We start from the raw sequence: 24,712 nt of genomic DNA on the forward strand, positions 1-24,712 counted from the left end.
GGACTACCCCGTGTCGTCCGTTGTTTTCCCGTCGCGAAGGAACGCAGCCGCCGACATGGCGATTTCGGTCGCCTCGTAGCCGCGGCGCCCGGCGGCGTCGGCCTCCCTCACCAGCCCCGCGGCGCGGAACTCGGAGAGCGTCCCGTGGAGGTCGGACTCACACATGTCGTAGTCGTCCATCAGCGCCAGTACGGACACCGGGCCACGGTCGACGACTTCCAACAGCAGTCCCAGCGAGCGGTCGTTGTGGGTCGCTTTCAGCACGCGTCGAGCGGCTGCCGGGACGCCGCGCGCGGCGGTCTCAAGTGGGGACTCGCCGTCGACCATGGTGAGATCGTCGTTGTCGAGGTAGCGCTCCTCGCCGGTCGCCGGATCCCGCACGCGGCTGGACTCCTTGGAGCGTTTCACGAGGAGGAACTCACGGTCGTCGGCGTCACGAACCGTCTGCATGGTGGACCCGAGGGGGAGCGGCCGGATTAGGATTGCGGGGCGTCGCCGTCCTCGGAGTCGTCATCGTCGTCCTGCTCGAGCCGCCACTCTCGGTGCGTCTGATAACAGCGTGCGCCCGCGAGTCCGCCGAGCAGGAGCAACCCCTGGCCGAACCGCACTCGGCCCTCGAAGTACCAGAACAGGGTCCCGAGGCTGACGAGGAGCACGGCGGCGTTGAGGTAGATGACACACCGCACGAACGCTTGGAGCGTATCGCCGTCGACGTCTCCGATGTTGCCGAAATCCTGATCGAAGTCCTCGTCGTCGGTGCCGAACGTGTCGACGCTCGGCGCGACCGGGATCTCGGGGCCGGACGCGTCGTCCGTCTCGGCATCGGAGGCGGCGTTCTTCTCGAGGGCGAGCTCACCCTCGTTCTCCTCGTCGAGCGGGTTCACGGCCGGGTTTGGGGGGCAGACAGGAAAGCGGTTTTGTCTCGCGTACGGTGGCGTCCGCTACGACGCCGGCGCCGATCGTCAGGCGGCGTCGTGGAGCGGGACGGTTCGGCTCGCCTCGACCCACGCGAGGGGGTTTGCGGCGTCGAAAAACACCACGTTTCCGTCGTCCTCGTAGGCCTCCACCTCGGAGTCGGTGGCTTCCGTGTCACCGGAGCGCTGCATCCCGTCGTCCGCATGTGGATTCGAGGTCACGACCGTGTTACGACATACCATAATAAATGCCTTTCCGTCCTTTGAACGCCGACGAGGCGCATGGCGGAGTCGCGGTTCCAGCCACATCGAACCCCGCCATGCACCGGCGCACGCCGGCGGGGGCAGCGTACGGGCGGCCTCCAGCAGGGCCGGAAAGCCGAGCTTTTTAGCCGGGTGGGAGAAAGACCCACCATGAACCAGTCGGGTCTCACCGATTTCTCCACCCCCGACGACACGGACGGGTCCGACGCCACGGACCGGGACGACCACGCCGCCGCGGAGGCGAAGGTCGTCGCCGGCGGCGGCGACGGGCACGTCAGCGACGTCGTCGACGTCGACGAGGCGAAGTTCCCCGAATCGACCGGGACGGTCGAGCTGATGATCACCCAGGTCGACTACGCCGTCGAGGGATACGGCGCGGACGAGTATCCGGTCGTGCACGTGTTCGGCCGGCGACCGGCGAGCGCCACTGAGGGCGACGACGCCGAACTCGAACACGTCCGCGTGCTGGGCGTCGAGCCCTACTTCTACGTGCCGACCGACGAGCTCGACGCCGACCCCGTCGAGGAGCACGACGCGGTGATCGGGACCCGCGAGGAGCGCCCCGACGGCGAGCCCTACGAGTCGATCCGCGGCGAGAAGCTCACCCGGATCATCGGACGGACACCACGGGACGTGGGACAGATCCGTGACGACTACGCGACGACCTTCGAGGCGGACATCCTGTTCCCCAACCGGTTCCTCATTGACAACGGAATCAACGGCAGCATGCGCGTCGAGGAGCGCCGGCTGGAGGACGGGACGATCCAGGTCCACGAGGGGATGCTGGAGCCGGCCGATGTCGACGCGCCGATGCGAGTGAACACCTTCGACATCGAGGTCGACGACCGCCGCGGCTTTCCCGAGGACGGCGAGGAGCCGATCATCTGTCTCACCAGCCACGACTCCTTCGACGACGAGTACGTGGTGTGGCTGTACGACGCGCCCGAGGCCGAGGTGCCGGCGCCCGAAAACCTGCCCGACTACGAGGGGATCGTCGGGGACGGCGAGCTCGACTTCCGGGTGGAGACGTTCGACACGGAGGCGGGGATGCTCGACGCGTTCGTCGACTACCTCGACGACACGGACCCTGACGTGCTCACCGGCTGGAACTTCGAGGACTTCGACGCGCCGTACCTGCTCGACCGGATGGAGGTGCTGAACGACAGGCCGGACGTCGACGCCGATCTGACGCCCGACCGGCTCTCGCGTATCAACGAGGTGTGGCGCTCCGGGTGGGGTGGCCCGGACGTGAAGGGGAGGGTCGTCTTCGACCTGCTGTACGCCTACAAGCGGACGATGTTCACGGAGCTGGAGTCGTACCGGCTGGACGCCATCGGCGAGCGCGAGCTCGGCGTCGGCAAGGAGCGGTATGCCGGCGACATCGGCGACCTGTGGGAGCAGAACCCCGAGCGGCTGTTGGAGTACAGCATCCGCGACGTGGAGCTGTGCGTGGAGATCGACCGCACCCAGGGCGTGATCCCGTTCTGGGACGAGGCGCGCAAGCTCGTCGGCTGTAAGCTGGAGGATGCGACGACGCCCGGCGACGCCGTCGACATGTACGTGCTCCACATGGCGTACGGCAACTTCGCGCTCCCCTCCAAGGGGCAACAGGAAGCCGAGGACTTCGAAGGCGGCGCCGTCTTCGACCCGATCACCGGCGTGCGCGAAATGGTGAGCGTGCTCGACTTGAAGTGCTTCAGCGGGGATACGGAGGTTGCGACTCCCTCCGGACTCCGAAACATCCAGGAGCTCGAGGTCGGGGACCCCGTGTACACGCTGGACCCCGAGACGTTCGAGTGTGAGCTCAAGCCGGTTGTCGACACGCAGTCGTACGGCAACAAGTACGGTGAACTCCACCACGTCTCCGGCAACACGCACGATTTTAAGGTGACGGAGAATCACCGGTTCTTGCTCTCGAAGACCCGAGGCTGGGACGGTCTCGACCCGTCGGATTACGCGTTTTCGGAGTACCGTGATGTCCCGGAGGCGGAGCGGTTTGCCTTCCCGAACCACGAACCGATGGCAGGAGAAACCCGCGACCAATTCCGGTTATTCGAGGACGTCGATGGCGGGCACGCGGTCATCTATGCACACGACGGACTCACAGCGTTCCGTGCCGCGATGCCGGGCGGCGTCGAGTCCGAACTCGACTGGGCGAACGGGTCATCACGGCTCGCAGCTACCGAGGAGAAGACTGGCAAGTACCTGGTCCCACTCGAAACGTTTCGCGAGAATCGAGCAGTCATCGAGAGACAAGCGGACGAGGTCTTCCTGAAACACGACCGCGGACACGCCGAAACGCCTCTTTCGTTCGAGATGGACGACTGGCTCGAACTCGTCGGATGGTTCGTCACTGAGGGAAGTTTCGTCCGGGAGTCGCCCGGAATCGTTCTCCACCAGCAGGACGAGGGCGGTCGCGAGCGGATCGGGAACCTCCTTGACCGAATGCGACTGAACTACAGCGTTGATGAGGACCGCTACACCGTCTCCAACCGCTACCTTCACGACTGGTTCCTGGACAACTGTGGCGACGGGTACGACCAAAAACACGTCCCGGACTGGGTGTTTGAACTCGACGCCAGCCACCTCGAGACGCTTCTCGACGCGATAATCGCGGGCGACGGGAGCCGCGCGGACAGCGGCCTCGCGAAGTTCTGGACGAAAAGCGACCAGTTGAAAACGAATGTCGTTCGTCTCGCGATCCGGTGTGGCGAAAAGCCGACGGTATCGAAGCAGTCTGACGGAACGTGGTACGTCTCAATCGGCAAGCAGGGTTCGATGAAGAAGGCGGAGGCGACGACGGAACCACACGACGGTGACGTGTACTGTCTCACCGCGAAGGACAACCACGTCGTGCTCGCGGGACGGAACGGCCACCTCCAGTGGGTCGGCCAGTCACTCTACCCGATGTCAATGGTGACGATCAACGCGTCGCCGGAGACGAAAGTCGACCCCGAAACGTACGACGGCGAGACGTATCGGACGCCGACGGGCGTCCACTTCCGGAAGGAGCCCGACGGCATCATCCGGGAGATGGTCACCGAACTCCTCGACGAGCGCGAGGAGAAGAAGGCGCTGCGGAACGAACACGACCCCGGCAGCGAGGCGTACGAGCGCTACGACCGCCAGCAGGGCGCCGTGAAGGTGATCATGAACAGCCTCTACGGCGTCTTCGGCTGGGACCGCTTCCGGCTGTACGACCGCGAGATGAGCGCCGGCGTCACCTCGACGAACCGAGAGGTGATCGACTTCACCGCGGATGTCACCGATGAAATCGGCCACGAGGTGACCTACGGGGACAGCGTGACCGGGGACAGACCGGTCGTCGTTCGCGACCCCGATGGAGTCGTCAGAGTGCTTCCCATCGAGGACCTGTTCGACCGGGCCGGATCTGAAGGCACTGCCGACGTGCTCATCGCCGCCGACGGCGGCGCAGTGGCCGAATCATCGCTCGGAAAGGACCGCCGACCGATCAAGGAGTGGGAGGCGCTGTCGCTGTCCGACGGTGGAGAACCTGAGTGGCAACCGATCAACAACGTGGTCCGACACGAAACCGACAAGCCGGTCGTCAGGCTGCGACACAAGTTCGGTGAGTCGACGACAACACGAGACCACTCGTTCGTGGTTGACGACAACGGGGAGTACGTTGAGGCCACACCGGAGGATGTTGAGGAGCCGCTTCGGATCCCCGGCCTCCCCGACGTGGAGCCACTTGAGACGATTGACGTGTACGAGGTGCTGAACGGGTACACCCGGGAATACGAAGACGGCCGCAGCGTTGGGACGGGGAACGCGGAAACGAAGGTCAAGCACGTTCATGCGGACGATGAGTGGGTTTGGTTCGGCCACGCGCATCACGATGACCTCGGCAAGACGATTAAGGTGCAGCGACACGTCGACCTCGACTCGGAAGACGGCGAGGCGCTGCTCCGCCTCCTTGCCGCGTACGTCACTGAGGGAAGCGCCTCGACGGTCGAGACGACGAGCTCGCGGTTCGGTGCGAGCATCGCTGAATCCCGTGAGGAATGGCTGCAAGGACTCAAAGCGGACTACGAGCGTCTCTTCGAGGGCGCGACGGCGAGCATCATCGCATCCGACTCGTCGGTTGAGCGGACGGTTGAGTACGAAACTGCCGGCGGCGAGCAAAGCGTTACGTATGACGATACGACCTTCAAACTCCAGATGATGAACGAGCTGTCGGCGGTGTTCTTCCGGGGGTTCGCCGGACAGACATCCAGAGGAAAACGGATCCCCGGCTTCGTATTCAACCTCCCGGCGGAGAAACAGGCGATGTTCCTTGACGTGTTAGTTGAAGGAGATGGGTCGCGAGAATTCCCGCGATATTCCGACGAATACGCCGAGCGTAACTTCGACTTCGAGACGACGAGCCAAGAACTGGCCGCCGGGCTCTCGACGCTACTGATCCAGCGCGGCAAAAAGCACTCACTCAAGTATCGTGATACGAAGGACAGCTACACGATCCGAACGTGCGACTTCTATCGCAGCGGCCGTGCTCCCGTCGTCGAAGAGGTCGAGCACAACGGTTACGTGTACGACCTCAGTGTCGCGGAAAACGAGAACTTCGTAGACGGTGTCGGTGGGATCGTCCTCCACAACACCGACTCCGTCATGCTCTCGCTCGGTGATCGCGACAAACAGGGGGCGATCGACGCCTCCTTCGACATCGAGGACCACATCAACGACCGGTACGACGACTTCGCGGCCGACGTGCTCAACGCGGACGACCACCGCTTCCAGATCGAGTTCGAGAAGCTCTATCGGCGCTTCTTCCAGGCGGGCAAGAAGAAGCGGTACGCGGGCCACATCATCTGGAAGGAGGGGAAAGACGTCGACGACATCGACATCACCGGCTTCGAGTACAAGCGCTCGGACATTGCGGGGATCACGAAGGAGGTCCAGCAGTCGGTGATCGAGACGATCGTGACGGGCGACGACATCGACGAGGACCTCGAGGAGATCCGGACGTACCTCGCGGGCGTCATCGAGGACGTGCTCGACGGCGACATCGACCTCGAGGAGCTCGGGATCCCCGGCGGTATCGGCAAGCGACTCGACGCGTACGACACGCCGACCGCACAGGTCCGGGGCGCGAAGTACGCCAACATGCTGTTCGGCACGAACTTCGACCGGGGATCGAAGCCCAAGCGGATCTACGTAAAGAAGGTCCACCCCGACTTCTGGCAGCGGATGGAGTCCGGTGAGGATGCGCTCGATCCGCAGACCGACCCGTTGTACGGCGAGTTCAAACGCGACCCGGACGTAATCTGCTTCGAATACGCCGACCAGGTGCCCGAGGAGTTCGAGGTCGATTACGAGAAAATGCTCGAAAAGACGCTGAAAGGGCCGATCGAGCGGGTTATCGAGGCGCTCGGGATGTCGTGGGAGGAGGTCAAAACGGGCCAGGAACAGACCGGGCTCGGCTCCTTTATGTAGTGCATCGGGAAATTGAGTTTCTAATTCACAAAAAGACGTTCATTGTTCACCGACTTCCTCCGGGTGGATGCGTAAGCATTAACCCCCGTTGTGCCCACGTTACAGGCACGAGGCACTGACACTACATATGGCAACTCTCGAGATCAACAACCTCCACGCGAAAGTGGCGGAAGAGGGCGGCGAGCGCATTCTCCGCGGCGTCGACCTGACGGTCAACTCCGGCGAGATTCACGCGCTCATGGGACCGAACGGCTCCGGGAAGTCGACGACGGCGAAGGTCATCGCCGGCCACCCGGCGTACGAAGTGACCGAGGGGGAGATTCTGCTCCACCTCGACGAGCAGGACGTTGCCGACATCGACGCCGAGCTCACCGAGGCGGACCTGACGTGGGAACTGCTCGAACTGGAGCCCAACGAGCGCGCCGCGCTCGGCATCTTCCTCGGCTTCCAGTATCCGGCGGAGATCGAGGGCGTCACGATGACGAACTTCCTCCGACAGGCGCTCAACGCGAAAGCGGACGAGCGCGAAGAGCTGTTCGAAGACGAGGACGACGAGGAGGCCGAGGCGGCCGACGACGAGGGCGCCGGCTACGACTCCTCCCCCATGGAGGGTCCCACCGACGAGGGCGAAATCGGCGTCGCCGAGTTCCAGCAGATCCTCAAAGAGAAGATGGAGCTGCTCGACATGGACGAGAAGTTCATGCAGCGCTACCTCAACGCCGGCTTCTCCGGCGGGGAGAAAAAGCAGAATGAGGTGCTCCAGGCCGCCATGCTCGAGCCCGCCATCGCGGTGCTCGACGAGATCGACTCCGGTCTCGACATCGACCGCCTGCAGGACGTCTCCGAGGGCATCAACGCGCTCCGTGACGAGCAGGGAACCGGCGTGCTCCAGATCACCCACTACCAGCGGATTCTCGACTACGTCGAGCCCGACAGCGTCCACATCATGCTCGACGGCAAGGTCGTCAAGAGCGGCGACGCCGAGCTCGCAGAGAAGCTCGAGGAGAAGGGATACGACTGGGTCCGCGAGGAAGCCTTCGAGACGGCGTAACCCCACGTGATTACGCACCAACGCTATACGACCAGAGACGCAAACTCTACCCAATGAGCTCAGAACAAGACCACCTCAAAGAGACAGACACCGAAGCCCGCTTCGAGTTCAAGAAGGAGGAGAAGTCCGCCTTCAAGGCCGACAAGGGGCTGACCGAGGAGACGATTCGACTCATCTCCGAGGACAAGGACGAACCGGAGTGGATGCTGGAGCGCCGCCTGCGCGCGTTAGAGCAGTTTCAGGCGATGCCGATGCCGACCGACTGGCCCGGACAGCCGGACCTCTCGGAGGTCGACATCGACGAGATCGTTCCGTACATCCGTCCCGACATCGACAAGCGCGGCGGCGCGGACAACTGGGAGGACCTTCCTGAGGAGATCCAGGACACCTTCGACAAGCTCGGCATTCCGGAAGCCGAAAAGCAGGCGCTCTCGGGCGTCGGCGCACAGTACGAGTCCGAGATCGTCTACCAGAACATGCAGGAGCAGTGGGAGGAGAAGGGCGTCATCTTCTGTGACATGGACAAGGCCGTCCAGGAGCACGAGGAGATCGTCCGCGAGCACTTCATGACGAAGTGCGTCCCCCCGAGCGACAACAAGTTCGCCGCGCTGCACGGCGCCATCTGGTCCGGCGGCTCGTTCGTCTACGTCCCCGAGGACGTGACGGTCGAGATGCCGGTCCAGGCGTACTTCCGGATGAACTCCGAGGGGATGGGCCAGTTCGAGCACACGCTCATCATCGCCGAGGAGGGCTCCGAGATGCACTACATCGAGGGCTGTTCCGCGCCGAAGTACTCGGCGTTCAACCTCCACTCCGGCGGCGTCGAAGTGTTCGTCGGCGAGGACGCCCACGTCCAGTACTCCACGGTACAGAACTGGTCGAAGAACACGTACAACCTCAACACCAAGCGCGCCATCGTCGAGGAGAACGGCCGGATGGAGTGGATCTCCGGCTCGATGGGGTCGAAGGCAACGATGCTGTACCCGTCGACGATCCTGAAGGGTCGAGGCGCCTCCGACAACCACATCACCATCGCCATGGCCGGCGAGGGGCAGGACATCGACACCGGCGCGAAGGTGTACCACAACGCGCCCAACACCAAGTCGACCATCGAGTCGAAGTCGATCGCGAAGGACGGCGGCCGCACGAACTACCGCGGGCTCGTCCACATCGCCGACGGCGCCGAGAACTCCTCGACCGCCGTCGAGTGCGACGCGCTGATGTTCGACAACGAGTCGACGTCCGACACGATGCCGTACATGGAGATCAACGAGTCGAAGGTCGACGTGGCCCACGAGGCGACCGTCGGCAAGATCGGCGACGAGGACATCTTCTATCTCCAGTCGCGCGGTCTCGACGACGACGACGCCAAGCAGATGATCGTCTCGGGGTTCATCGAGCCGATCACGGAGGAACTGCCGATCGAGTACGCGGTCGAGCTCAACCGGCTGGTTGAACTCGAGATGGAGGGTTCGCTCGGGTAACATGAGCACGAAAGCAATCGAGAGTCTCTCGGACGAGACGGTACGACGCATCGCCGACGAACGCGACGAGCCCGAGTGGCTCCTCGAGGCCCGCCTCGACGCGCTCGCCGCGCTCGAAACGGCCGACCTCCCGGACGTCATCCAGACGCCCGGTCGCAAGTGGACCGACCTCGAGGCGCTCGACTTCGAGCAGCTGGTCGACCCGCTCGACCAGTCCGACGCCACGGAGCGGACGGGCGGCGGCGACGCCGTCGTGCTCCCGTTCACCGAGGCGCTCGACGAGTACGGCGACGTGCTCGAAGAGCACTTCGCGTCCGTGATCGACCCCGAGGAGAACTACCTCACGGCGATGTCGGTCGCCCTCTTCACGACCGGCACGTTCGTCTACGTTCCCGAGGGCGTCGACGTCGAGGACGTGACGATCCGCGCGGAGATGAACTCCCGCTCGCTGTTCAGCCAGACGCTCGTGGTCACCGAGGAGTCGTCCTCGGTGACGATCCTCGAGTCGATCGAGTCGGGCGATGGCGAGGCCGCTGCCTCGAAGCCCGTCGACGGCGACCGCTACTTCTCGAACCTGGTGGAGGTCGTCGGCGGCGAGAACGCGAACGTCCAGTTCGGGTCGCTGCAGAACCTCGACGACGACACGTACACGTACTCGCTCAAGCGGGGCGTGACGGACACGTACGCGACAGTCAACTGGATCGAGAGCAACTTCGGCTCGAAGCTCACGCGCTCGGACGTCGAGACGGAGCTGAACGGCGACGGCTCCGAGAGCCAGATCGTCGGGACGTTCTTCGGTAACGAGGACCAGCACTTCGACATCAACGCTCGCGTCTGGCACCAGGCCGAGAACACGACGGCCGACCTCGTGACGCGCGGCGTGCTCGACGACGTGGCGCGCTCCGTCTACGAGGGCGTTCAGGACGTGGGTCAGGACGCCTGGAACACGTCGAGCTACCAGCGTGAGAACACGCTGATGCTGTCGGACGACGCCGAGGCCGACGCGTCGCCCAAGCTCATCATCCACAACCACGACACCGAGGCGTCCCACTCCGCGACGGTCGGGCAGGTCGACGCCGAGGACCTGTTCTACCTCGAGAGTCGGACGATCGACGAGCGGACGGCCCGCAACATGCTCGTCGAGGGATTCTTCGTGCCCGTCCTCGAGGAGATCGCGGTCGAGGAGTTCCGCGACGACGTCGAGGAACTCGTGCGCCAGCGGCTGGCGTAAGCGGTCACGCCCCTTTTTCAACGCCGGCGGGTGAACGGAGCTCTCGTGTCGGAGCGGCGCGCTCGCCGGGCGCGCCCGCGAGGGAACCCCTTAAGTCGGGGTGGCCCCGACGTGTGGTCGTATGCGAACGGGTGTACCGTCCGGGTGGCGACCGTGAGCGTCGGACACAGCGTCCAGTCCGACGACCAGCTCGCACGCCTGCTCCAGATCGGCATCGTGCTGGAGGAGGTCGTGGAGGCGCGGGCGTACCACCACTACCGGAGCCTCGACGAGGAGCTCGACGAGGACATCGAGGAGCTGTTGGAGCACGCCGCCGAGGAGTCGGCCGAACACCGCGAGCGACTGGAGAACCTCATCGAGGGGCTGGGCGTCGATAGCGTGCCGTTCGACGAGATCGAGTCGCTCGTGGAGGCGCGCTACGGGCGCACGCAGCCGAACGACTTCGACGGCGTACTCTACGACCAGCTCTGTAACGAGGAGACAGCCTACAAGTTCTACGACGACCTCATCAAGGCGATCGAGGACTCCGACACGGAGTTCTCGCTGGATCGCGAGGAGCTGCTCGACACGCTCCGAACCATCCGCGAGGAGGAAGCGGAGGGAGTGCGCGAGGTAACCGAGATCATGGAGGAACGATGAACGGCGGCGACGGAGGGCACGCGTGAACACCGCCGACCAGTATCTCAAGACGATCTACGTCGTCCAGAAACAGGAGGATGGACCCGCTTCTACGGGCGCTATCGCCGACGCGCTCGGCGTCAGCCCCGCGAGCGCGAACGAGATGATCGGCAAACTGGAGGAGCGCGGCCTCGCCGAACACGAGAAGTACAAGGGAGTTCAGCTCACCGACGACGGCATCGTCCGCGCCCGGGACGCGCTCTCCACCTACTGCATCATCGAGCGCTTCCTCGCGAACGTGCTCGGCGTCGAGGAGTTCCGCGAGGAGGCCCGCGAGCTGGAGGCCGTCATCGACGGCACGGTCGCCGAGCGCCTCGACACGATCATCGACCGCGAGCCCGAGTGTCCCGACTGTTTCGACCCCGAGACGGACGCCTGTGCCTGCCTCGAACTCGCGTTCGAGTCGGCGGACTGAGGGCGGCGAGGGCTGCGGGGCCAGCGCTTGCCGGCGCCCGCCGACGCAGGCGCTGCTCACCGCGGAAAGTAACCTACTTGAGTGCCCAACGGCAACAAGAAGACGAAGTCTCGTGGTGTAGTGGCCAATCATATGGGCCTTTGGAGCCCATGACGGCGGTTCGAATCCGCCCGAGACTATTTTGCGCGAACGACGTGATCGCGAATAGCCGCATCACGAATTCGAACTAGGGAATGGAAAGTGGGCGAGGTGGCTCTGTTGAAAACCTTAGCAGGTGACAAATTCAGACCGTGCTGCGGTCTATACAGACTCCTCGGTGAGTGATATCGGGAGTAGGTGTTGCAGATCGTCGGTTGCGTCAGAGTATATAAACAAACGAGAGTGACATCGACGCTTCCCTTATAAACGGTCATGCTGTGCGGTGGCGCGCCCGGCGAGCGCCCAGCGGGTGCTCGCCGGCGCGCGAGGGAGTCGTCGCCGCAGGCGACGACGAGGCTGGGGAGGCGTGAGGTGCGGTGCTGTGTGGTACGGGGTGGGACTCAAAGGGGCAGCCGGCTCCGGGAAGACGGCCGACGCAAGCACTCAAAAGGCCGGGCCGTGCGGAGAGGCCTTTTGAGCGCGCAGCGAGGGTCCCGCGAGCAGGGCGAGAGCGACCGGAGGGAGCTCTCGATAGCGAACGGCGAAGCCGTGAGCAGCGAGCGGGACGACGGAAGTCGCAGCCGGCGAGCGCCCAACGGGCGCGAGCCGGACCGTCTTCCGGAACCCTCGACCGGAGCCGGCTGGGGCTTTGCAGGCGGTCCTCACCAGCACAAAACCAGCAACTCACCGGTCAACCTCTGCTTATAAACGAACCACAACTCCACCAACGCCTCACTCATAAACGCCGCACCCTCTCACCTGAAACACCGACTCCCGATCTCGATCAACAAGCAGGTCTCATCGACCGGCTGTTTTATCCAAATTTCAGTACCTCACAAAGCTAGTTAGCTGATATTACGGTAATTCCAAAGCTATTTACTGTAATAGAGATCCATGAGAGGCTATGCCGCCAGAAGGGAACCACACGATTACGGTTTCTGACGAGGTGTTTCAGCAGGTTCTCGCTGTGATGACTGAGTACGAATGTGACAGTGTAGCCGACGCGGTCGGCACCGCGTCGACGATCGCGCTCAGTCGAGATGAAGCTGAGCTCGCACGGATCCTCGCTGATCAACTTGCTGAATAACCACACTAAACCGCGGGACAGCAGCGGCTACCGTATAAATCGGCTAAATTACGGTAATATCACTCAAATTACTTTGTGAGGTACTGAATTTGTGTCTGAAAAAGAGGATTCCAACAGAGCTAACGGAGCCTCTTGTTTTGGGAGACTCAGTACTTCACAAAGCCGGTTAGTTAGAACGTCTGCTTGCTGAGGATGTGCACTCCAACAAGCAAGCAGACGGTGTGATCCACGAGGACCAGCTTCTTAACTTTCTCGTCAACCGGCTTGACGAGGAAGTTCCGCTCTCCTTAGCGAATAATGCTGAAATCACTGCTGAGGACATCTATGAGGTCCTCGTCGGCGCGTGCGCCGACGGGACCTCTGTCTCTACGCTCTGTGCGTCGAGCCAGAACACACCGACTGGGAACACGATCCTCTACCATCTTCGGACGAAGTTCGAGCCGGATCGGCTCGAACGAGTCGCTAATACGCTTCTTCGGAAGGACCTCGATGAACTACTTCCCGAGCAGGTGGAGGTCTGCGTAGACCTCCACCTGCGACCCTACTACGGTGACGAAGACGACACAGACGGCCTCTATCATTCGGTCGCAAAGCGTGGAACCACCGCGTTCCACGCCTACGCCACACTCTACGCGCGTGTGAAGAACAAACGCTACACGCTGGCGGTACGCCGTCTCGAAGACGGCGATACCGCCAGCAGCGTCCTCGCTGAGTTCCTCGGTGTCCTTGACGGCCTTGACACCAAGGTCAAGGCCGTCTACCTTGATCGTGGATTCTACGACAGTAAGTGCCTCACGCTGCTTCAAGCGCACGATTACGCGTACGTGATCCCGATCATCCGGTGGGGTGAGACGATTCAGCAAGAGCTCTCGAAAGGGTGGAGCCGCGTCATTCAGCATGATCTGACGGGGAAACTCGACGGTCACAGCTGGACCGTCGAGTTTCCCGTCTACATCGACTGTACGTACCTAAACGGGAAGTATGACGAGAACGGGATAGCGCGTCACGGCTACGCCGCTGACGCGCCGTTCATCGACTCACCACGAGACGCTCGATACCACTACAGCAAGCGGTTCGGTATCGAGTCGAGCTATCGCTTGTTTGAGCAAGCGATAGCGACAACAACAACACGAGATCCAACGGTACGGCTGCTGTACGTCGTGGTGAGCCTGCTCTTACAGAACGTCTGGCGGTACCTCCACTACGAATATGTGGCGACGCCCCGCCGAGGCGGGCGTCGCCTCTGGTGGTGGCCGTACAAGGAGTTCGTCAATATGATTCGACGAGCTGCGTGGACGGTCCTCGCGGTGCGTCGGGCCGTCCCCGCGAATCGGCCACCTGACGACCGATTCCACCGCTAACCACCGACGAGCAAGCCAGCGGAGTGAGTGGCGACGCTGTCGCGTCGGCGGCTGACCGCCGCCGACAGCGACAGCTCACCATCGATCCATCCGTGATTTCTTTGTCGAGACCGTCAGTACGACTGCTTCGACACAAAACTCAAGCTTCAGAAACAGCTAGCCGAGGATACTTTGTGAGGTACTGAGACTTGCTCTCGAAGTGAGTCGTCGACTACGTACGATAGAGTGAGTACAAGATCAGACAGAGGCCGGTAATCTCGAACAATCGGCTCGACATCGGGAGCACGTACGAGAGCAGGAACTCGCCGCTCTCGAGGTTCGGTGCAAGGAGGGTAAACAGCAACGAGATCCCGAACGGGGCAACGGTGATCAACGCGAGTCCAGCTGCGAGATACAGCATTCGCTGACTATCGTTGCGTCGGTATCCTCGGTAGGCCTGAAAGACGATGATCAGACCGAGTGCGCTCGCGATGAGCGTTGCCGCGAGCAACGAGAGGTACAGAAACGGTTCAGTTGTCGTCATCGTCAAATATCCTCCCACATTTGTGTGAATCGGTCCGCGGCATCAGGCGGCTCAGTTGTGATCTCTGTGGAGAACTCGCCATCCTCGAGCTCAAGCGTGACGCGGCTCAACGTGGCTTCGTACACGCTGTAGTGTCGTCCTTCGTCACCGAACTCCTTTCGCTCGGCAAGGAGGTCCTGCTCGGAGAGGCGGTCGATACGCCGATAGATTGTGGGAAGAGAGGCGTCACACGCCTCCGCGAGGTCCTTTGCAGACATCGGTTGTGTACTCGTTTCAAGGAGGATCCCGCGGGCGTACTCGTCATCAAGGAGTGACAACAACCCCTCGATCCCGGAATCCTCACTCACAATATCAGTGTGGACTCATGCCGACGTATAAACGGTCGGTCTTTTCAGCGGGAGAAAGTCGATTCTAGCCGTCCAATTTTATTACACGGGGCAGACATACACCGGCATGGAGCAGGTCCTCGCATCCTCCCTCAGCGGCTACAGCGTCATGACCACGACCGGATCGGAACTCGGCGTATTGGAGAACATCACCGTCGATCTCGAAACCGGCGAACTCCAGTATCTGCGTGTCGATCCGGACGGACACGATATTGGCGGTTTCAAAAAGGCTGATGACGGCCACGTACTCGTTCCTGCCGATGCGGTCTCCGCGAAAAAAGATTATCTCCTTGTTGAGCCAACGATGTCGTAGTAGTTCGTCGAATCAAGAATCGATATAAAAATACACCCGTTATCTTCCGGTTGCGAACAAGATAGTGGGTACTATGTTGTGTGCGTGAATCCAGCCGAACGAATGGCCCTCCACATTCGGCAGGTCGTTTCGGATGGTATTTCACTTGCAGTATCGCGAAACGGTGCGATCCTCGCATTCCTGTTTCTCGCAGCTGAGACCGCTGGGTTGCTTTTGTTTTTCGGTGCGGGAACGCTCTACATCCCGATCGATATCGGGACGGGTCTCGCCCCCGGGAGCGACATCGAGGCAGGCGGTGAGCTGCCGAATATCGCTTCCAGCATCGCGGTCATGCTCACGAGTTTGTTCATGTCCGTCATTACGATCCCACTTTCGATCATCGCGATCAGGACCTTCGTTGGGGGACGGACGGAGTCGATCCCCGATGCGTACATTTTCGACCGGATCGGACGGGCAACGCTCTCCGGTCTTATCGCCAACCTCCTGTACGGATTCATGCTGTTTCTCGTTCCGTTCGCCGCAGGGATCGTCTTACTCCTGTCGATTGGAGCGATCGGCGAGATCGGCGGCATTCCTGATCAGTACGCTGGGATCGTATTCGTCCTCGTCGCGCTCGTCGGAGTCCTCGCCACTATCGGCCTCCTCATCGTCATCTGGCTCCATTTTCTGTTTCTCCTTCACGAGATCAGTGTACGCCATCGCGGTGTGATTGGTGCGTTCAAGGGTAGTTGGGCGGCCGTGCGTGGGAATCGGATCAAATTGGGCCTCTTCGGAACCGTCCTCGTGACGATGCGCTTCAGTGCTGGCTGGTTCGGTGTGCCCCCCGCCGATGGTCAATGGACACTTTTTCAGTTCATCACGACACCGATTTCGCTCGTGATTTCGGCGATCGTTGGTGTGGTTGTTACAGCGATCTTCGCACGAGCGTATCGCAGTCTCCGTCCGGACGTAACTGACGATTTCTTGTGACTCCAGAAGGGTCCGTGGATCGGTCCCAGAGCGCTACTGTGCGATGGGCTCATGCACGGTGTCTCCAGAGTCCCGTTCGTCGGTCTGCTACTCCCGCTCCTCCGGGTACAGGCATATCCTGAGCGGACAACTGAGATCTGATCAAAAATAAAGCCGAATCGGAGGGCCGAAACGACAGCAAAGGGAGAGCGGTCAGCCGGCATTTTGCTGTCTCGCCAAATTCAATTATAAACAACCGAACTTTTCTCACTCAGAAAATCGCCGACTCTGGGTACCGGTTTTTCGGATCTGTTCGAATATTTATTAATTGATGACGCTCTTGTGTAGCACATTGTTGATGGAGAGCCGTCTTGCGATTCCGTGGTGGGCCGATCGGATCGAGAACGTACGACTCAGCGGTTCTGACGGCCGGCTACTGAATAAGATCTGTAACGGGTGACTGTAGCAACAATCTCCTACGGAAGGGCGAATTGATGATTTTGGCTCGTCTACAGCCGATACAGCTGAAGCAGATACCGACTCGCTCCGGTTACTGTTGCTTGACGACGACTGTATCCACAACGAGATCGCCAACTCGCTGGTTTTCGTCCGTAACCAGTATTAATACCATTGCGACGATGTTCCCGGTCGGGAGTGTGTCAACAACCCATAACGGATTCCGTACTATTGACGCACCGAGGGTACAGTTTGAGCCGTCGGACTTGATAACGACCAGTCCGAGTAGGTATTTCCCCGGCGTGTAGCCGTACAGACCCTCAAGCAGAAATCCGTACTTCTCATCGACCGGCTATTTCATGCAGTGTGTGCGAAGAATAGGCCTTCAACGGAGGTCTCCCAACCGGCTCCTTTTAACCGGTTGTTCGAGTGGGTGCGACGCCGATCGCGGGGAACACGACCGCAAAACCCCAGTCGGAACCTGATAAGTGGTTGGGAGATGACCACGCCGGCGAACGCCTCCAATGTCCTGTCGGCTCTTTGTAAGCAGTGAGTGCGGGAGCACGCCGACGAACCACGACAACGCCCCAGCTGGCGACGGCTCGTGCGGCTTGCTGCGCTCCTCGCTCGCATTCGCTCGCTTCGGTGTCGCCGGCGCTCCGAGCCGACCCTGGCGGGTCGAGCCCTCGGTCGCAAACTCGCGAGGACGCCGGCTTCAGGAGGGACCGCCGGTGTCGGGGTGGCCGTCTCGCCGCTCACCACTCCCGTTCGGCGAGGTCGACGTAGATCCGGTAACACCGGTCGAGCACGTCGATGCCGACGCTCTCGGTCTTCGTGTGAGCCTCGCCGGGCTCGGAGGCGCCGCAGACGACGGGCTCCGTGCCGGCTTCCGTCAGCCAGCCGGCGTCGGTCGCGTGGGGCTTGACGACGTGTTCGGGCGCGTCGAGACCCAGGTGGTCGTGCACGTCGCGGGCGCTCGCGAGCGCGGCGGCGGCGAACGCGTCGTCCTCACAGGCCATCGGCGGGAGGTCCTGCTCGACGGTCCACTTGACGCCGTGGACCGACTCGGCACGCCCGAGGTCGGCGCGCTCGCCGGGGACGGTTCGCTCGTCGACGGTGACCTCGCAGCGCTCGGGGATCACGTTCCACGTCTCGCCGCCGTGGAGCTTCGTGACGGCGACGGAGCCCGTCACCGTCTCGCCGAACACCGCCGTTTCGGGTGCGTCGAGGTCCCGGACCACGTCAACAGCGTCACAGGCGCGGTAGACGGCGTTCTCGCCGGCGTCGGGCTCGGAGGCGTGTGCGGCTTCGCCGCGCGCGACGAGCGTCGAGGCCCGCCGGCCCTTGTGAGCGACGACCACGTCCGTGACGCCGGCTTTCGAGTAGTTGGTGGAGCCCTCGGCGACGAGCGCGTAGTCGGGAGCGAACCCCTCGTCGATCGCGTGGCGGGCGCCGGTGCCGCCGACCTCCTCGCCGACGAAGGAGGCGAACGCGAGCTCGCGGCCGTCGGGCACGTCGGCGTCCCGGAACGCGAGCATGCAGGCCGCGACGGCGCCCTTCATGTCGGCGGTGCCGCGGCCGTAGATCCGCCCGTCGCGGCGCTCGACGACGTACGCGCCGTCGGTGCCCTCCCCCTCGGTCTGTCGTTCGGCGGGCGGCACCACGTCGTGGTGGCCGACCAGCGCGAGCGTGTCGGCGTCCGGATCGGCGGCGGCGCCCCGGCGGGCGATCACGTTGCCGACGGCGTCGCGCTCCACGGCGGCGTCGGTCCCGGTTCGGAGCCACTCCTCGACCGCGTCGCCGGCGGCCGTCTCGTCCTCGTGGGAGGGGATCGCCACGAGCCGTTCGGTCAGGTCCGCGAGTTCGTCCATACGCCCCGGTGGGGCGACGAGCGGTTAAAATCGGGTGGCACCGCGTCGGCGCGCGGCCGGCCGGGACGCCCGGAGCCGGTCGCGCCGGACGGCCCGTCGAACACCCTTATACGCTTCCCGCCCGGAATCGGGGTATGAACGTAGTACCGGACACCAGTGCGGTCATCGACGGCCGCGTGTCCGAACGCGTCGAGGGCGGCAGCTACGAGGGTGCGACGGTCGTCGTCCCCGAGGCCGTGGTTGGCGAGCTGGAATCGCAAGCGAACGACGGGCTCGAATCGGGCTGGGACGGGCTGAGCGAGCTCCAGCGGCTCGCGGAGTACGCCGACGAGGGGACGATTAGCCTCGACTACGTCGGGGTTCGCCCCGAGGGCGGCTCGAAGGAGCGCGCCGACGAGGGCGAGATCGACGCGATCATCCGTGACGTCGCCGCCGAGCACGACGCCACCCTCCTCACGAGCGACGTGGTGCAGGCGGAGGTCGCCCGCGCGAAGGGGCTCTCCGTCGAGTACGTCGAGCCGGTCACGCGCGGCGTCGTCGAGGAGCTCCCCATCGCGGACTTGTTCACCGACGAGACGATGTCGGTCCACCTGAAGGCGGGGACGAAGCCGAAGGCGAAGCGCGGCTCGCTCGGCGAGATGCGCTACGAGGTCATCGACGACGAGGTGACGAGCGACGAGCGGATGAACGAGTGGGCGACCGCCATCGTCAACCTCGCCCGGCAGTCCAATGAGGGCTTCGTCGAACTCGCCGGCGACGGGATGGACATCGTCCAGTATCGCAACTACCGGATCGCGGTGGCCCGCCAGCCGTTCGCGGACGCCACGGAGATCACGGCGGTCCGCCCCATCGCCAAGACGACGATGGACGATTACGAGAACGCCGACGTGCTCCGTGAGCGGTTCTTGGAGCGGAAACGCGGCGTCCTCATCTCGGGCTCGCCCGGCGCCGGGAAGTCGACGTTCGCGCAGGCGGTCGCGGAGTTCCTCAACGACTCCGACTACGCGGTCAAGACGATGGAGAAGCCGCGGGACCTCCAGGTCGGCCCGGAGATCACCCAGTACGGCGCGCTCGACGGCGAGATGGAGAACACCGCCGACTCCCTCCTCTTGGTCCGACCCGACTACACCATCTACGACGAGGTGCGCAAGACGAACGACTTCGAGGTGTTCTCGGACATGCGGATGGCCGGCGTCGGCATGGTGGGCGTCGTCCACGCCTCCCGCGCCATCGACGCGCTCCAGCGGCTCGTCGGCCGCGTCGAGCTCGGGATGATCCCCCAGATCGTCGACACCGTCGTCTACATCGAGGCCGGTGAGGTCCACACCGTCTACGACGTGACGACCGAGGTGAAGGTGCCCGCCGGCCTCACCGCCGAGGACCTCGCGCGCCCGGTCATTCAGGTGTCGGACTTCGAGACCGGCACGCCCCAGTTCGAGATCTACACCTTCAACCGGCAGGTCGTCACCGTTCCCATCGGCGACGAGGACGAAGAAGAGGCCGAAACCGGCGTCGGCCGGATCGCCAAAAAGGAGATCGAACGGGAGATCCGGTCGGTCGCGCACGGCCACGTCGACGTGGACCTCAAAGGCCAGAACGACGCCGTCGTCTACGTCGAGGAGGACGACATCGCCTCCGTCATCGGAAAGGGTGGCGGCCGAATCACGGACATCGAGAACCGTCTCGGCATCGACATCGACGTGCGCACCCACTCCGAGAAGCCCGGCGGGCGTGGCGGTTCGAGCGGTTCAGGCGGCTCGGGCAGCGCGGGCGGTTCCGGCGGTCCCGCCAGCAACGGGAGCCAGGTCGGTGAGGAACGCGGCACCGTCGTCCAGCCGGAGATCACCTCCCGACACGTCGTGATCAACGCTGAAACCGACGTGGGCGAGACCGTGGAGGTGCGTGCCGACGGCGAGTACCTCTTCACCGCGACCGTCGGGCGCGGCGGCGAGGTGCAGGTGTCGCGCGGCTCGGCGATCGCCGAGGAGCTGGAGGACGCCATCGACCGCAAGCGCACCATCACGGTCGTCCCGGCGCGGTAGCTGACGGCGACCGACACCACATCGAGGCGGAAACCCGAATAACGGACGGCGTCCGACGCACCCTATTTCGACGATCGACGTATTTCAATCCTCCTGAAAGATAACGCTTTTTGGAGGGTAGTGGGAACCACTAGCGTATGTCAGACGAGTTAAAGCGGGGGTTGGAAGGTGTTCTCGTCGCGGAGTCCGCACTGAGCCACGTCGACGGGGAGATCGGCAAGCTCGTGTACCGCGGCTACGACATCGAGGATCTCGCTCGCGGTGCCTCTTACGAGGAAGTGCTGTATCTGCTGTGGAACGGCGAGCTGCCGTCGCGCGCGGAGCTCGACGAGTTCGCGGACAATCTCGCGGCCGAGCGCGCCGTCGACGACGACGTGCTCGACGCCGTCACGATGATGGCCGACGCCGGCGAGTCGCCGATGGCGGCGCTCCGGACGGCCACGTCGATGCTCTCCGCGTACGAGCCGGAGGCCGACGCCGAGCCCGAGGATCTCGACGCCACGCTCCGGAAGGGACGCCGGATCACCGCGAAGATCCCGACGGTGCTGGCGGCCTTCGAGCGCGTTCGTCAGGGCGAGGAGCCGGTTGAGCCGGACCCGGAGCTCTCACACGCCGGCAACTTCCTCTACATGCTCACCGGCGCCGAGCCCGACGACGTGAGCGAGGAGACGTTCGACATGGCGTTAACGCTCCACGCCGACCACGGGCTCAACGCCTCCACGTTCACGTCCATCGTCATCGGCTCGACGATGGCCGACATCTACTCCTGTGTGACCGGCGGCATCGGTGCGCTCTCCGGCTCGCTGCACGGCGGCGCCAATCAGGACGTGATGGAGATGCTCCACGAGGTCGACGCCTCCGATAAGGACCCGGTCCAGTGGGCGAAGGACACGCGGGAGGCCGGCGGGCGCATCCCCGGCTTCGGCCACCGCGTCTACAAGGTGAAGGACCCGCGCGCGAAGATTCTCGAGGAGAAACTGCGTGACCTCTCGGAGTCCTCCGGCGACACCAAGTGGCTCGACTACACCACCGCCATCGAGGAGTACCTCACCGACGAGGGGTTAGTCGAGAAGGGGATCGCCCCCAACGTCGACTTCTACTCCGGCTCCGTCTACGACCACCTGGGCATTCCGATGGACATGTACACGCCCATCTTCGCGATGAGCCGCGCCGGCGGCTGGATCGCCCACACGATGGAGTACCAGGAGGACAATCGGCTCATCCGCCCGCGGGCACGCTACACCGGCCCCGAGAACGCGGAGTTCGTGCCGATCGACGAGCGGTAGAGTCGGTCGTCGCGCTCGCGCCACACGCCGACCGCTGCCGCCTCATTTCTAAGTCGCTGCCTATTCCACGGAATGACCGACGACTGGGACACGGACGCCTACGACGACTCACACGGGTTCGTCTTCGAGTACGGCGCCGACGTGCTCGACCTGCTCGACCCGTCGCCCGGCGAGCGCGTACTCGACCCCGGCTGTGGCACCGGCCACCTCACGGCCCGGATCAGCGGGCCGCCGGCGTCGGCTCTTCGGCATCCCGGTTCGGGTCGTAAAAGACGTTCTCTCCGGTCCCCACGTCGAAGAGATGGATCGCCTCCTCGACGAAGCTCACGCCGACCTCGTCGCCGGATTCTGGCTTGATCGACGGTTTCGACCGGGCGAGGAAATCCTCACACAGGTCGAGGTGGACGTAGTTGTCGGAGCCGATGGGCTCGACGACCTCGACGGTGGTGGTCGCGGCCTCGTCGCCGTCGAGCTCCTCGTGGATGCGGACGTTCTCGGGACGCACGCCGAGCGTGTACGTCTCGGCGTCGAGCGCGTGGTCGGCGACGTACTCCGCCGAGAGGTCGAGCTGGAAGCCGGCCGACTCGTTCACTAGCGTGACGCCGGTCTCGGCCCGCTCGACGTCCACCTCGAAGAAGTTCATCGAGGGCGAGCCGATAAAGCCGGCGACGAACCGGTTGATCGGGTTCTCGTAGACGGCAGTCGGCTTCCCGACCTGCTGGAGTTTGCCGTCGTTGAGGATCGCGAGCCGGTCGCCCATCGTCATCGCCTCCTCCTGGTCGTGGGTGACGTACATCGCGGTGACGCCGAACTCCTGCTGGAGCTTCTGGATCTCGGCGCGCATCTCCGTCCGAAGCTTGGCGTCGAGGTTCGAGAGCGGCTCGTCGAACAGGAACACCTCCGGTTCGCGGGCGATCGCACGCCCGAGCGCGACACGCTGTTTCTGACCACCGGAGAGCTCGTCCGGCTTGTCGTCGAGGAGGTCGCCGATCCCCATCATCTCCGCCATCTCCGTGACGCGCTCACGACGGGCCTCCTCGCCCATCTCCGTGCTCATCCGAAGGCCGAACTCCATGTTACCCATCACGGTCTTGTGGGGGTACAGCGCGTAGTTCTGGAACACCATCGCCACTGGCCGGTTTTTGGCGTGGATGTCGGTCACGTCCTCGCCGTCGAACCGGATCTTCCCGGATGTTGGCTCCTCTAGCCCTGCCACCATCCGGAGCGTGGTGGTCTTCCCGCACCCCGAGGGACCGACGACCGTAATGAACTCCCCGTCCTCGATCTCCAGATCGATGTCGTCGACCGCGACGATCGTCCCCCTGTCGAACTCCTTTCGTAGCTTCTCGAGCGTTACATCCGCCATTTAGTAACTACCAATTGTGTACGACCGTATTAGTGTTTTCCCGTTTTTCGAATTTTTGATGAACAACTATCTCTCGAATTCACTGAGAAACCCGCCTCATGCCGGATTTACCAGTATTCGACCTGTTAAACTTCTCTCCTGCCGGTTCTACCGAATCGACCCAAAAGACTAAATGAGTGAAAACGTAATTCATCATTCGTTACGTACCATGTACAAGAACCGACGGAATCTGTTGAAGGCGATCGGGGGATCGAGTGCGCTGGCGGCGTTTGCAGGGTGTGTGAGTCTCGGTGACGACAGTCCCGAGGACATCGACGAGGAGGCGGACGCCACGATGTGGATCGACATGGAGGAAGCGGAAGGTGAAGACTTCATGTCCATGGCCGACGAATTCGAGGCCGAAACGGACCTCGAGGTGGCTCTCGAGGAGCCCGGTGGCGAGCTCGACGAGCAGCTCGACACGGCGATTCCGGCCGGCGACGGCCCGGACGGATGGGTCTGGGCACACGACTGGGTCGGCCGGTTCGCCGTGCGTGATGAGCCGGCGTTCCTCTACGATGCGTCTGACGACATTGACCTCGATCTCGATGTCTACACCGAACCTGCCCAGGAAGCGGTCCAGTTCGACGGCGGGCTCTACGGCTTGCCGTTCGCTTCCGAGACGGTGTCGCTGTTCTACAACGAGGACATGGTCGACGAGCCGCCCGAGACGCTCGACGAGATGATCGACATCATGGACGAGTTCCACGACCCCGAAGCAGGCGAGTACGGGCTCTCATATCCCGTCACGGACCCCTACTTCGTCAGCGGGTTCCTGCAGGCGTACGGCGGCAACATCTTCGACGAGGAGAACCTCGAGGTCACGCTCGACTCCGACGAGGTGAAACAGGGACTCGGTCAGCTCGAACGCCTGTTCGACTACGTTCCCGCCGACCCCGGATACGAGTCGCAGATCGTCGCGTTCGCCGACGGGCTCGCGCCGTTCGCGATCAACGGCCCGTGGGAGATCGGCAACCTCGACGACGAGATCGACAACCTCGGCGTCACCACGCTCCCGACCATTGAGGGGAACCATCCCCGCAACTACACCGGAATCCAGATGATCTACTTCAGCGCGATGCTGGAGGAGTCCGGCGACGACGCAGTCGACGCGCTCACGGAGTTCGCGGAGTGGTACACGACGAACGAGGAGGCGGTCACGAACAACGCCGATCGACACGGTCTGATCCCCGTACTTCAGGACGTCGTCGACGGTAACGACCTCGACGGTCCGGTCCAGGCGTTCGCCGAGCAGGTGGACCGCGGCACCCCGATGCCGACCCACCCCGACATGGACAACGTGTGGGACCCGCTGGAGGAGGCGTTGACCCGCGTGTTCAACGGGGATCAGGACGGTGACGACGCCCTCGACCAGGCCGCCGAGGAGATCCGCGACAGCCTCTAA

Annotated in this window: 20 protein-coding genes and 1 tRNA gene; 13 read left to right on the top strand and 8 right to left on the bottom strand. The window is 63.2% G+C overall.

Features of this window, described 5'->3' with window-relative positions:
- Positions 1-3 precede the first annotated feature (3 nt).
- The 3 genes from ACYQ07_RS06735 to ACYQ07_RS06745 form a co-directional block, all read right to left on the bottom strand.
- Positions 4-450, bottom strand: a complete 447-nt coding sequence (locus ACYQ07_RS06735) for a DUF7346 family protein (protein ID WP_459879082.1) — start codon at positions 448-450, stop codon at positions 4-6.
- Between the two features lie 26 nt (positions 451-476).
- Positions 477-884: a DUF7322 domain-containing protein gene (locus tag ACYQ07_RS06740; protein ID WP_459879084.1), complete on the bottom strand. Its 408-nt coding sequence runs from the start codon at positions 882-884 to the stop codon at positions 477-479.
- A gap of 78 nt (positions 885-962) precedes the next feature.
- The gene (locus tag ACYQ07_RS06745; RefSeq protein WP_459880255.1) at positions 963-1,106 is read right to left on the bottom strand and encodes a DUF7331 family protein; all 144 of its coding nucleotides are present in this window, start codon (positions 1,104-1,106) and stop codon (positions 963-965) included.
- Positions 1,107-1,328: 222 nt separating this feature from the next.
- Here ACYQ07_RS06745 and ACYQ07_RS06750 point away from each other — a divergent pair, with 222 nt between their 5' ends.
- The 8 genes from ACYQ07_RS06750 to ACYQ07_RS06785 all read left to right on the top strand — a co-directional run bounded on the left by ACYQ07_RS06750 (position 1,329) and on the right by ACYQ07_RS06785 (position 14,077).
- Positions 1,329-6,632, top strand: a complete 5,304-nt coding sequence (locus ACYQ07_RS06750; RefSeq protein WP_459879086.1) for a DNA polymerase domain-containing protein — start codon at positions 1,329-1,331, stop codon at positions 6,630-6,632.
- Positions 6,633-6,759: 127 nt separating this feature from the next.
- Positions 6,760-7,683, top strand: coding sequence for an ABC transporter ATP-binding protein (locus tag ACYQ07_RS06755; protein WP_459879088.1), 924 nt, complete (start codon positions 6,760-6,762; stop codon positions 7,681-7,683).
- Positions 7,684-7,736: 53 nt separating this feature from the next.
- Entirely contained in the window at positions 7,737-9,167 is a 1,431-nt protein-coding gene (gene sufB / locus ACYQ07_RS06760) for a Fe-S cluster assembly protein SufB (RefSeq protein WP_459879090.1), read from the top strand.
- Position 9,168: 1 nt separating this feature from the next.
- A complete protein-coding gene (gene sufD, locus ACYQ07_RS06765; protein WP_459879092.1) occupies positions 9,169-10,398 on the top strand; it encodes a Fe-S cluster assembly protein SufD in 1,230 nt (409 codons plus the stop codon).
- Positions 10,399-10,551: 153 nt separating this feature from the next.
- On the top strand, positions 10,552-11,037 hold the full coding sequence (locus ACYQ07_RS06770) for a ferritin family protein (RefSeq protein ID WP_459879094.1): 486 nt from the start codon (positions 10,552-10,554) through the stop codon (positions 11,035-11,037).
- Positions 11,038-11,059: 22 nt separating this feature from the next.
- Complete coding sequence (locus tag ACYQ07_RS06775; protein WP_459879096.1) at positions 11,060-11,491, top strand: metal-dependent transcriptional regulator; 432 nt, start codon at positions 11,060-11,062, stop codon at positions 11,489-11,491.
- Between the two features lie 106 nt (positions 11,492-11,597).
- A tRNA-Gln gene (locus ACYQ07_RS06780) sits at positions 11,598-11,670 on the top strand.
- A 1,240-nt stretch (positions 11,671-12,910) separates the two neighbouring features.
- Positions 12,911-14,077, top strand: coding sequence for an ISH3 family transposase (locus ACYQ07_RS06785; RefSeq protein ID WP_459879098.1), 1,167 nt, complete (start codon positions 12,911-12,913; stop codon positions 14,075-14,077).
- Between the two features lie 211 nt (positions 14,078-14,288).
- Here the strand turns inward: ACYQ07_RS06785 and ACYQ07_RS06790 are convergent, their stop codons facing one another.
- Together ACYQ07_RS06790 and ACYQ07_RS06795 are read right to left on the bottom strand one after the other, a co-directional pair.
- Positions 14,289-14,600, bottom strand: a complete 312-nt coding sequence (locus ACYQ07_RS06790) for a DUF7521 family protein (protein ID WP_459879100.1) — start codon at positions 14,598-14,600, stop codon at positions 14,289-14,291.
- 2 nt (positions 14,601-14,602) lie between these two features.
- Positions 14,603-14,947 carry a helix-turn-helix domain-containing protein gene (locus tag ACYQ07_RS06795; protein WP_459879102.1) on the bottom strand — a complete coding sequence of 115 codons (345 nt, stop codon included), beginning with the start codon at positions 14,945-14,947 and terminating at the stop codon, positions 14,603-14,605.
- A 106-nt stretch (positions 14,948-15,053) separates the two neighbouring features.
- Between ACYQ07_RS06795 and ACYQ07_RS06800 the strand changes: the two genes are divergently transcribed.
- On the top strand, positions 15,054-15,299 hold the full coding sequence (locus tag ACYQ07_RS06800) for a PRC-barrel domain-containing protein (protein ID WP_459879104.1): 246 nt from the start codon (positions 15,054-15,056) through the stop codon (positions 15,297-15,299).
- A 102-nt stretch (positions 15,300-15,401) separates the two neighbouring features.
- Entirely contained in the window at positions 15,402-16,268 is an 867-nt protein-coding gene (locus ACYQ07_RS06805) for a DUF7847 domain-containing protein (RefSeq protein WP_459879106.1), read from the top strand.
- A gap of 529 nt (positions 16,269-16,797) precedes the next feature.
- On the opposite strand, the gene ACYQ07_RS06810 is transcribed toward ACYQ07_RS06805, so the two are convergent.
- Positions 16,798-17,031, bottom strand: coding sequence for an RDD family protein (locus ACYQ07_RS06810; RefSeq protein WP_459880258.1), 234 nt, complete (start codon positions 17,029-17,031; stop codon positions 16,798-16,800).
- Between the two features lie 427 nt (positions 17,032-17,458).
- Positions 17,459-18,574 carry a M20 family metallopeptidase gene (locus tag ACYQ07_RS06815; protein ID WP_459879108.1) on the bottom strand — a complete coding sequence of 372 codons (1,116 nt, stop codon included), beginning with the start codon at positions 18,572-18,574 and terminating at the stop codon, positions 17,459-17,461.
- Between the two features lie 134 nt (positions 18,575-18,708).
- Here ACYQ07_RS06815 and ACYQ07_RS06820 point away from each other — a divergent pair, with 134 nt between their 5' ends.
- Together ACYQ07_RS06820 and citZ are read left to right on the top strand one after the other, a co-directional pair.
- Entirely contained in the window at positions 18,709-20,616 is a 1,908-nt protein-coding gene (locus ACYQ07_RS06820; protein ID WP_459879110.1) for a PINc/VapC family ATPase, read from the top strand.
- Between the two features lie 137 nt (positions 20,617-20,753).
- Positions 20,754-21,902, top strand: a complete 1,149-nt coding sequence (gene citZ / locus ACYQ07_RS06825) for a citrate synthase (RefSeq protein WP_459879112.1) — start codon at positions 20,754-20,756, stop codon at positions 21,900-21,902.
- Between the two features lie 220 nt (positions 21,903-22,122).
- On the opposite strand, the gene ACYQ07_RS06830 is transcribed toward citZ, so the two are convergent.
- The gene (locus ACYQ07_RS06830) at positions 22,123-23,268 is read right to left on the bottom strand and encodes an ABC transporter ATP-binding protein (RefSeq protein ID WP_459879114.1); all 1,146 of its coding nucleotides are present in this window, start codon (positions 23,266-23,268) and stop codon (positions 22,123-22,125) included.
- 208 nt (positions 23,269-23,476) lie between these two features.
- On the opposite strand from ACYQ07_RS06830, the gene ACYQ07_RS06835 reads away from it, so the two are divergent.
- Positions 23,477-24,712, top strand: coding sequence for a substrate-binding domain-containing protein (locus ACYQ07_RS06835; protein ID WP_459879116.1), 1,236 nt, complete (start codon positions 23,477-23,479; stop codon positions 24,710-24,712).

The organism is Halorubrum gandharaense (genome assembly GCF_054654575.1).

Excerpts from the sequence above, each read along its gene's own strand:
- ACYQ07_RS06735 (WP_459879082.1), bottom strand. The coding sequence starts at position 450 with ATGCAGACGGTTCGTGACGCCGACGACCGTGAGTTCCTCCTCGTGAAA.
- ACYQ07_RS06745 (WP_459880255.1), bottom strand. The coding sequence starts at position 1,106 with ATGCAGCGCTCCGGTGACACGGAAGCCACCGACTCCGAGGTGGAGGCC.
- ACYQ07_RS06750 (WP_459879086.1), top strand. The coding sequence starts at position 1,329 with ATGAACCAGTCGGGTCTCACCGATTTCTCCACCCCCGACGACACGGAC.
- ACYQ07_RS06755 (WP_459879088.1), top strand. The coding sequence starts at position 6,760 with ATGGCAACTCTCGAGATCAACAACCTCCACGCGAAAGTGGCGGAAGAG.
- sufB (WP_459879090.1), top strand. The coding sequence starts at position 7,737 with ATGAGCTCAGAACAAGACCACCTCAAAGAGACAGACACCGAAGCCCGC.
- sufD (WP_459879092.1), top strand. The coding sequence starts at position 9,169 with ATGAGCACGAAAGCAATCGAGAGTCTCTCGGACGAGACGGTACGACGC.
- ACYQ07_RS06790 (WP_459879100.1), bottom strand. The coding sequence starts at position 14,600 with ATGACGACAACTGAACCGTTTCTGTACCTCTCGTTGCTCGCGGCAACG.
- ACYQ07_RS06800 (WP_459879104.1), top strand. The coding sequence starts at position 15,054 with ATGGAGCAGGTCCTCGCATCCTCCCTCAGCGGCTACAGCGTCATGACC.
- ACYQ07_RS06805 (WP_459879106.1), top strand. The coding sequence starts at position 15,402 with ATGGCCCTCCACATTCGGCAGGTCGTTTCGGATGGTATTTCACTTGCA.
- ACYQ07_RS06815 (WP_459879108.1), bottom strand. The coding sequence starts at position 18,574 with ATGGACGAACTCGCGGACCTGACCGAACGGCTCGTGGCGATCCCCTCC.
- ACYQ07_RS06820 (WP_459879110.1), top strand. The coding sequence starts at position 18,709 with ATGAACGTAGTACCGGACACCAGTGCGGTCATCGACGGCCGCGTGTCC.
- citZ (WP_459879112.1), top strand. The coding sequence starts at position 20,754 with ATGTCAGACGAGTTAAAGCGGGGGTTGGAAGGTGTTCTCGTCGCGGAG.
- ACYQ07_RS06830 (WP_459879114.1), bottom strand. The coding sequence starts at position 23,268 with ATGGCGGATGTAACGCTCGAGAAGCTACGAAAGGAGTTCGACAGGGGG.
- ACYQ07_RS06835 (WP_459879116.1), top strand. The coding sequence starts at position 23,477 with ATGTACAAGAACCGACGGAATCTGTTGAAGGCGATCGGGGGATCGAGT.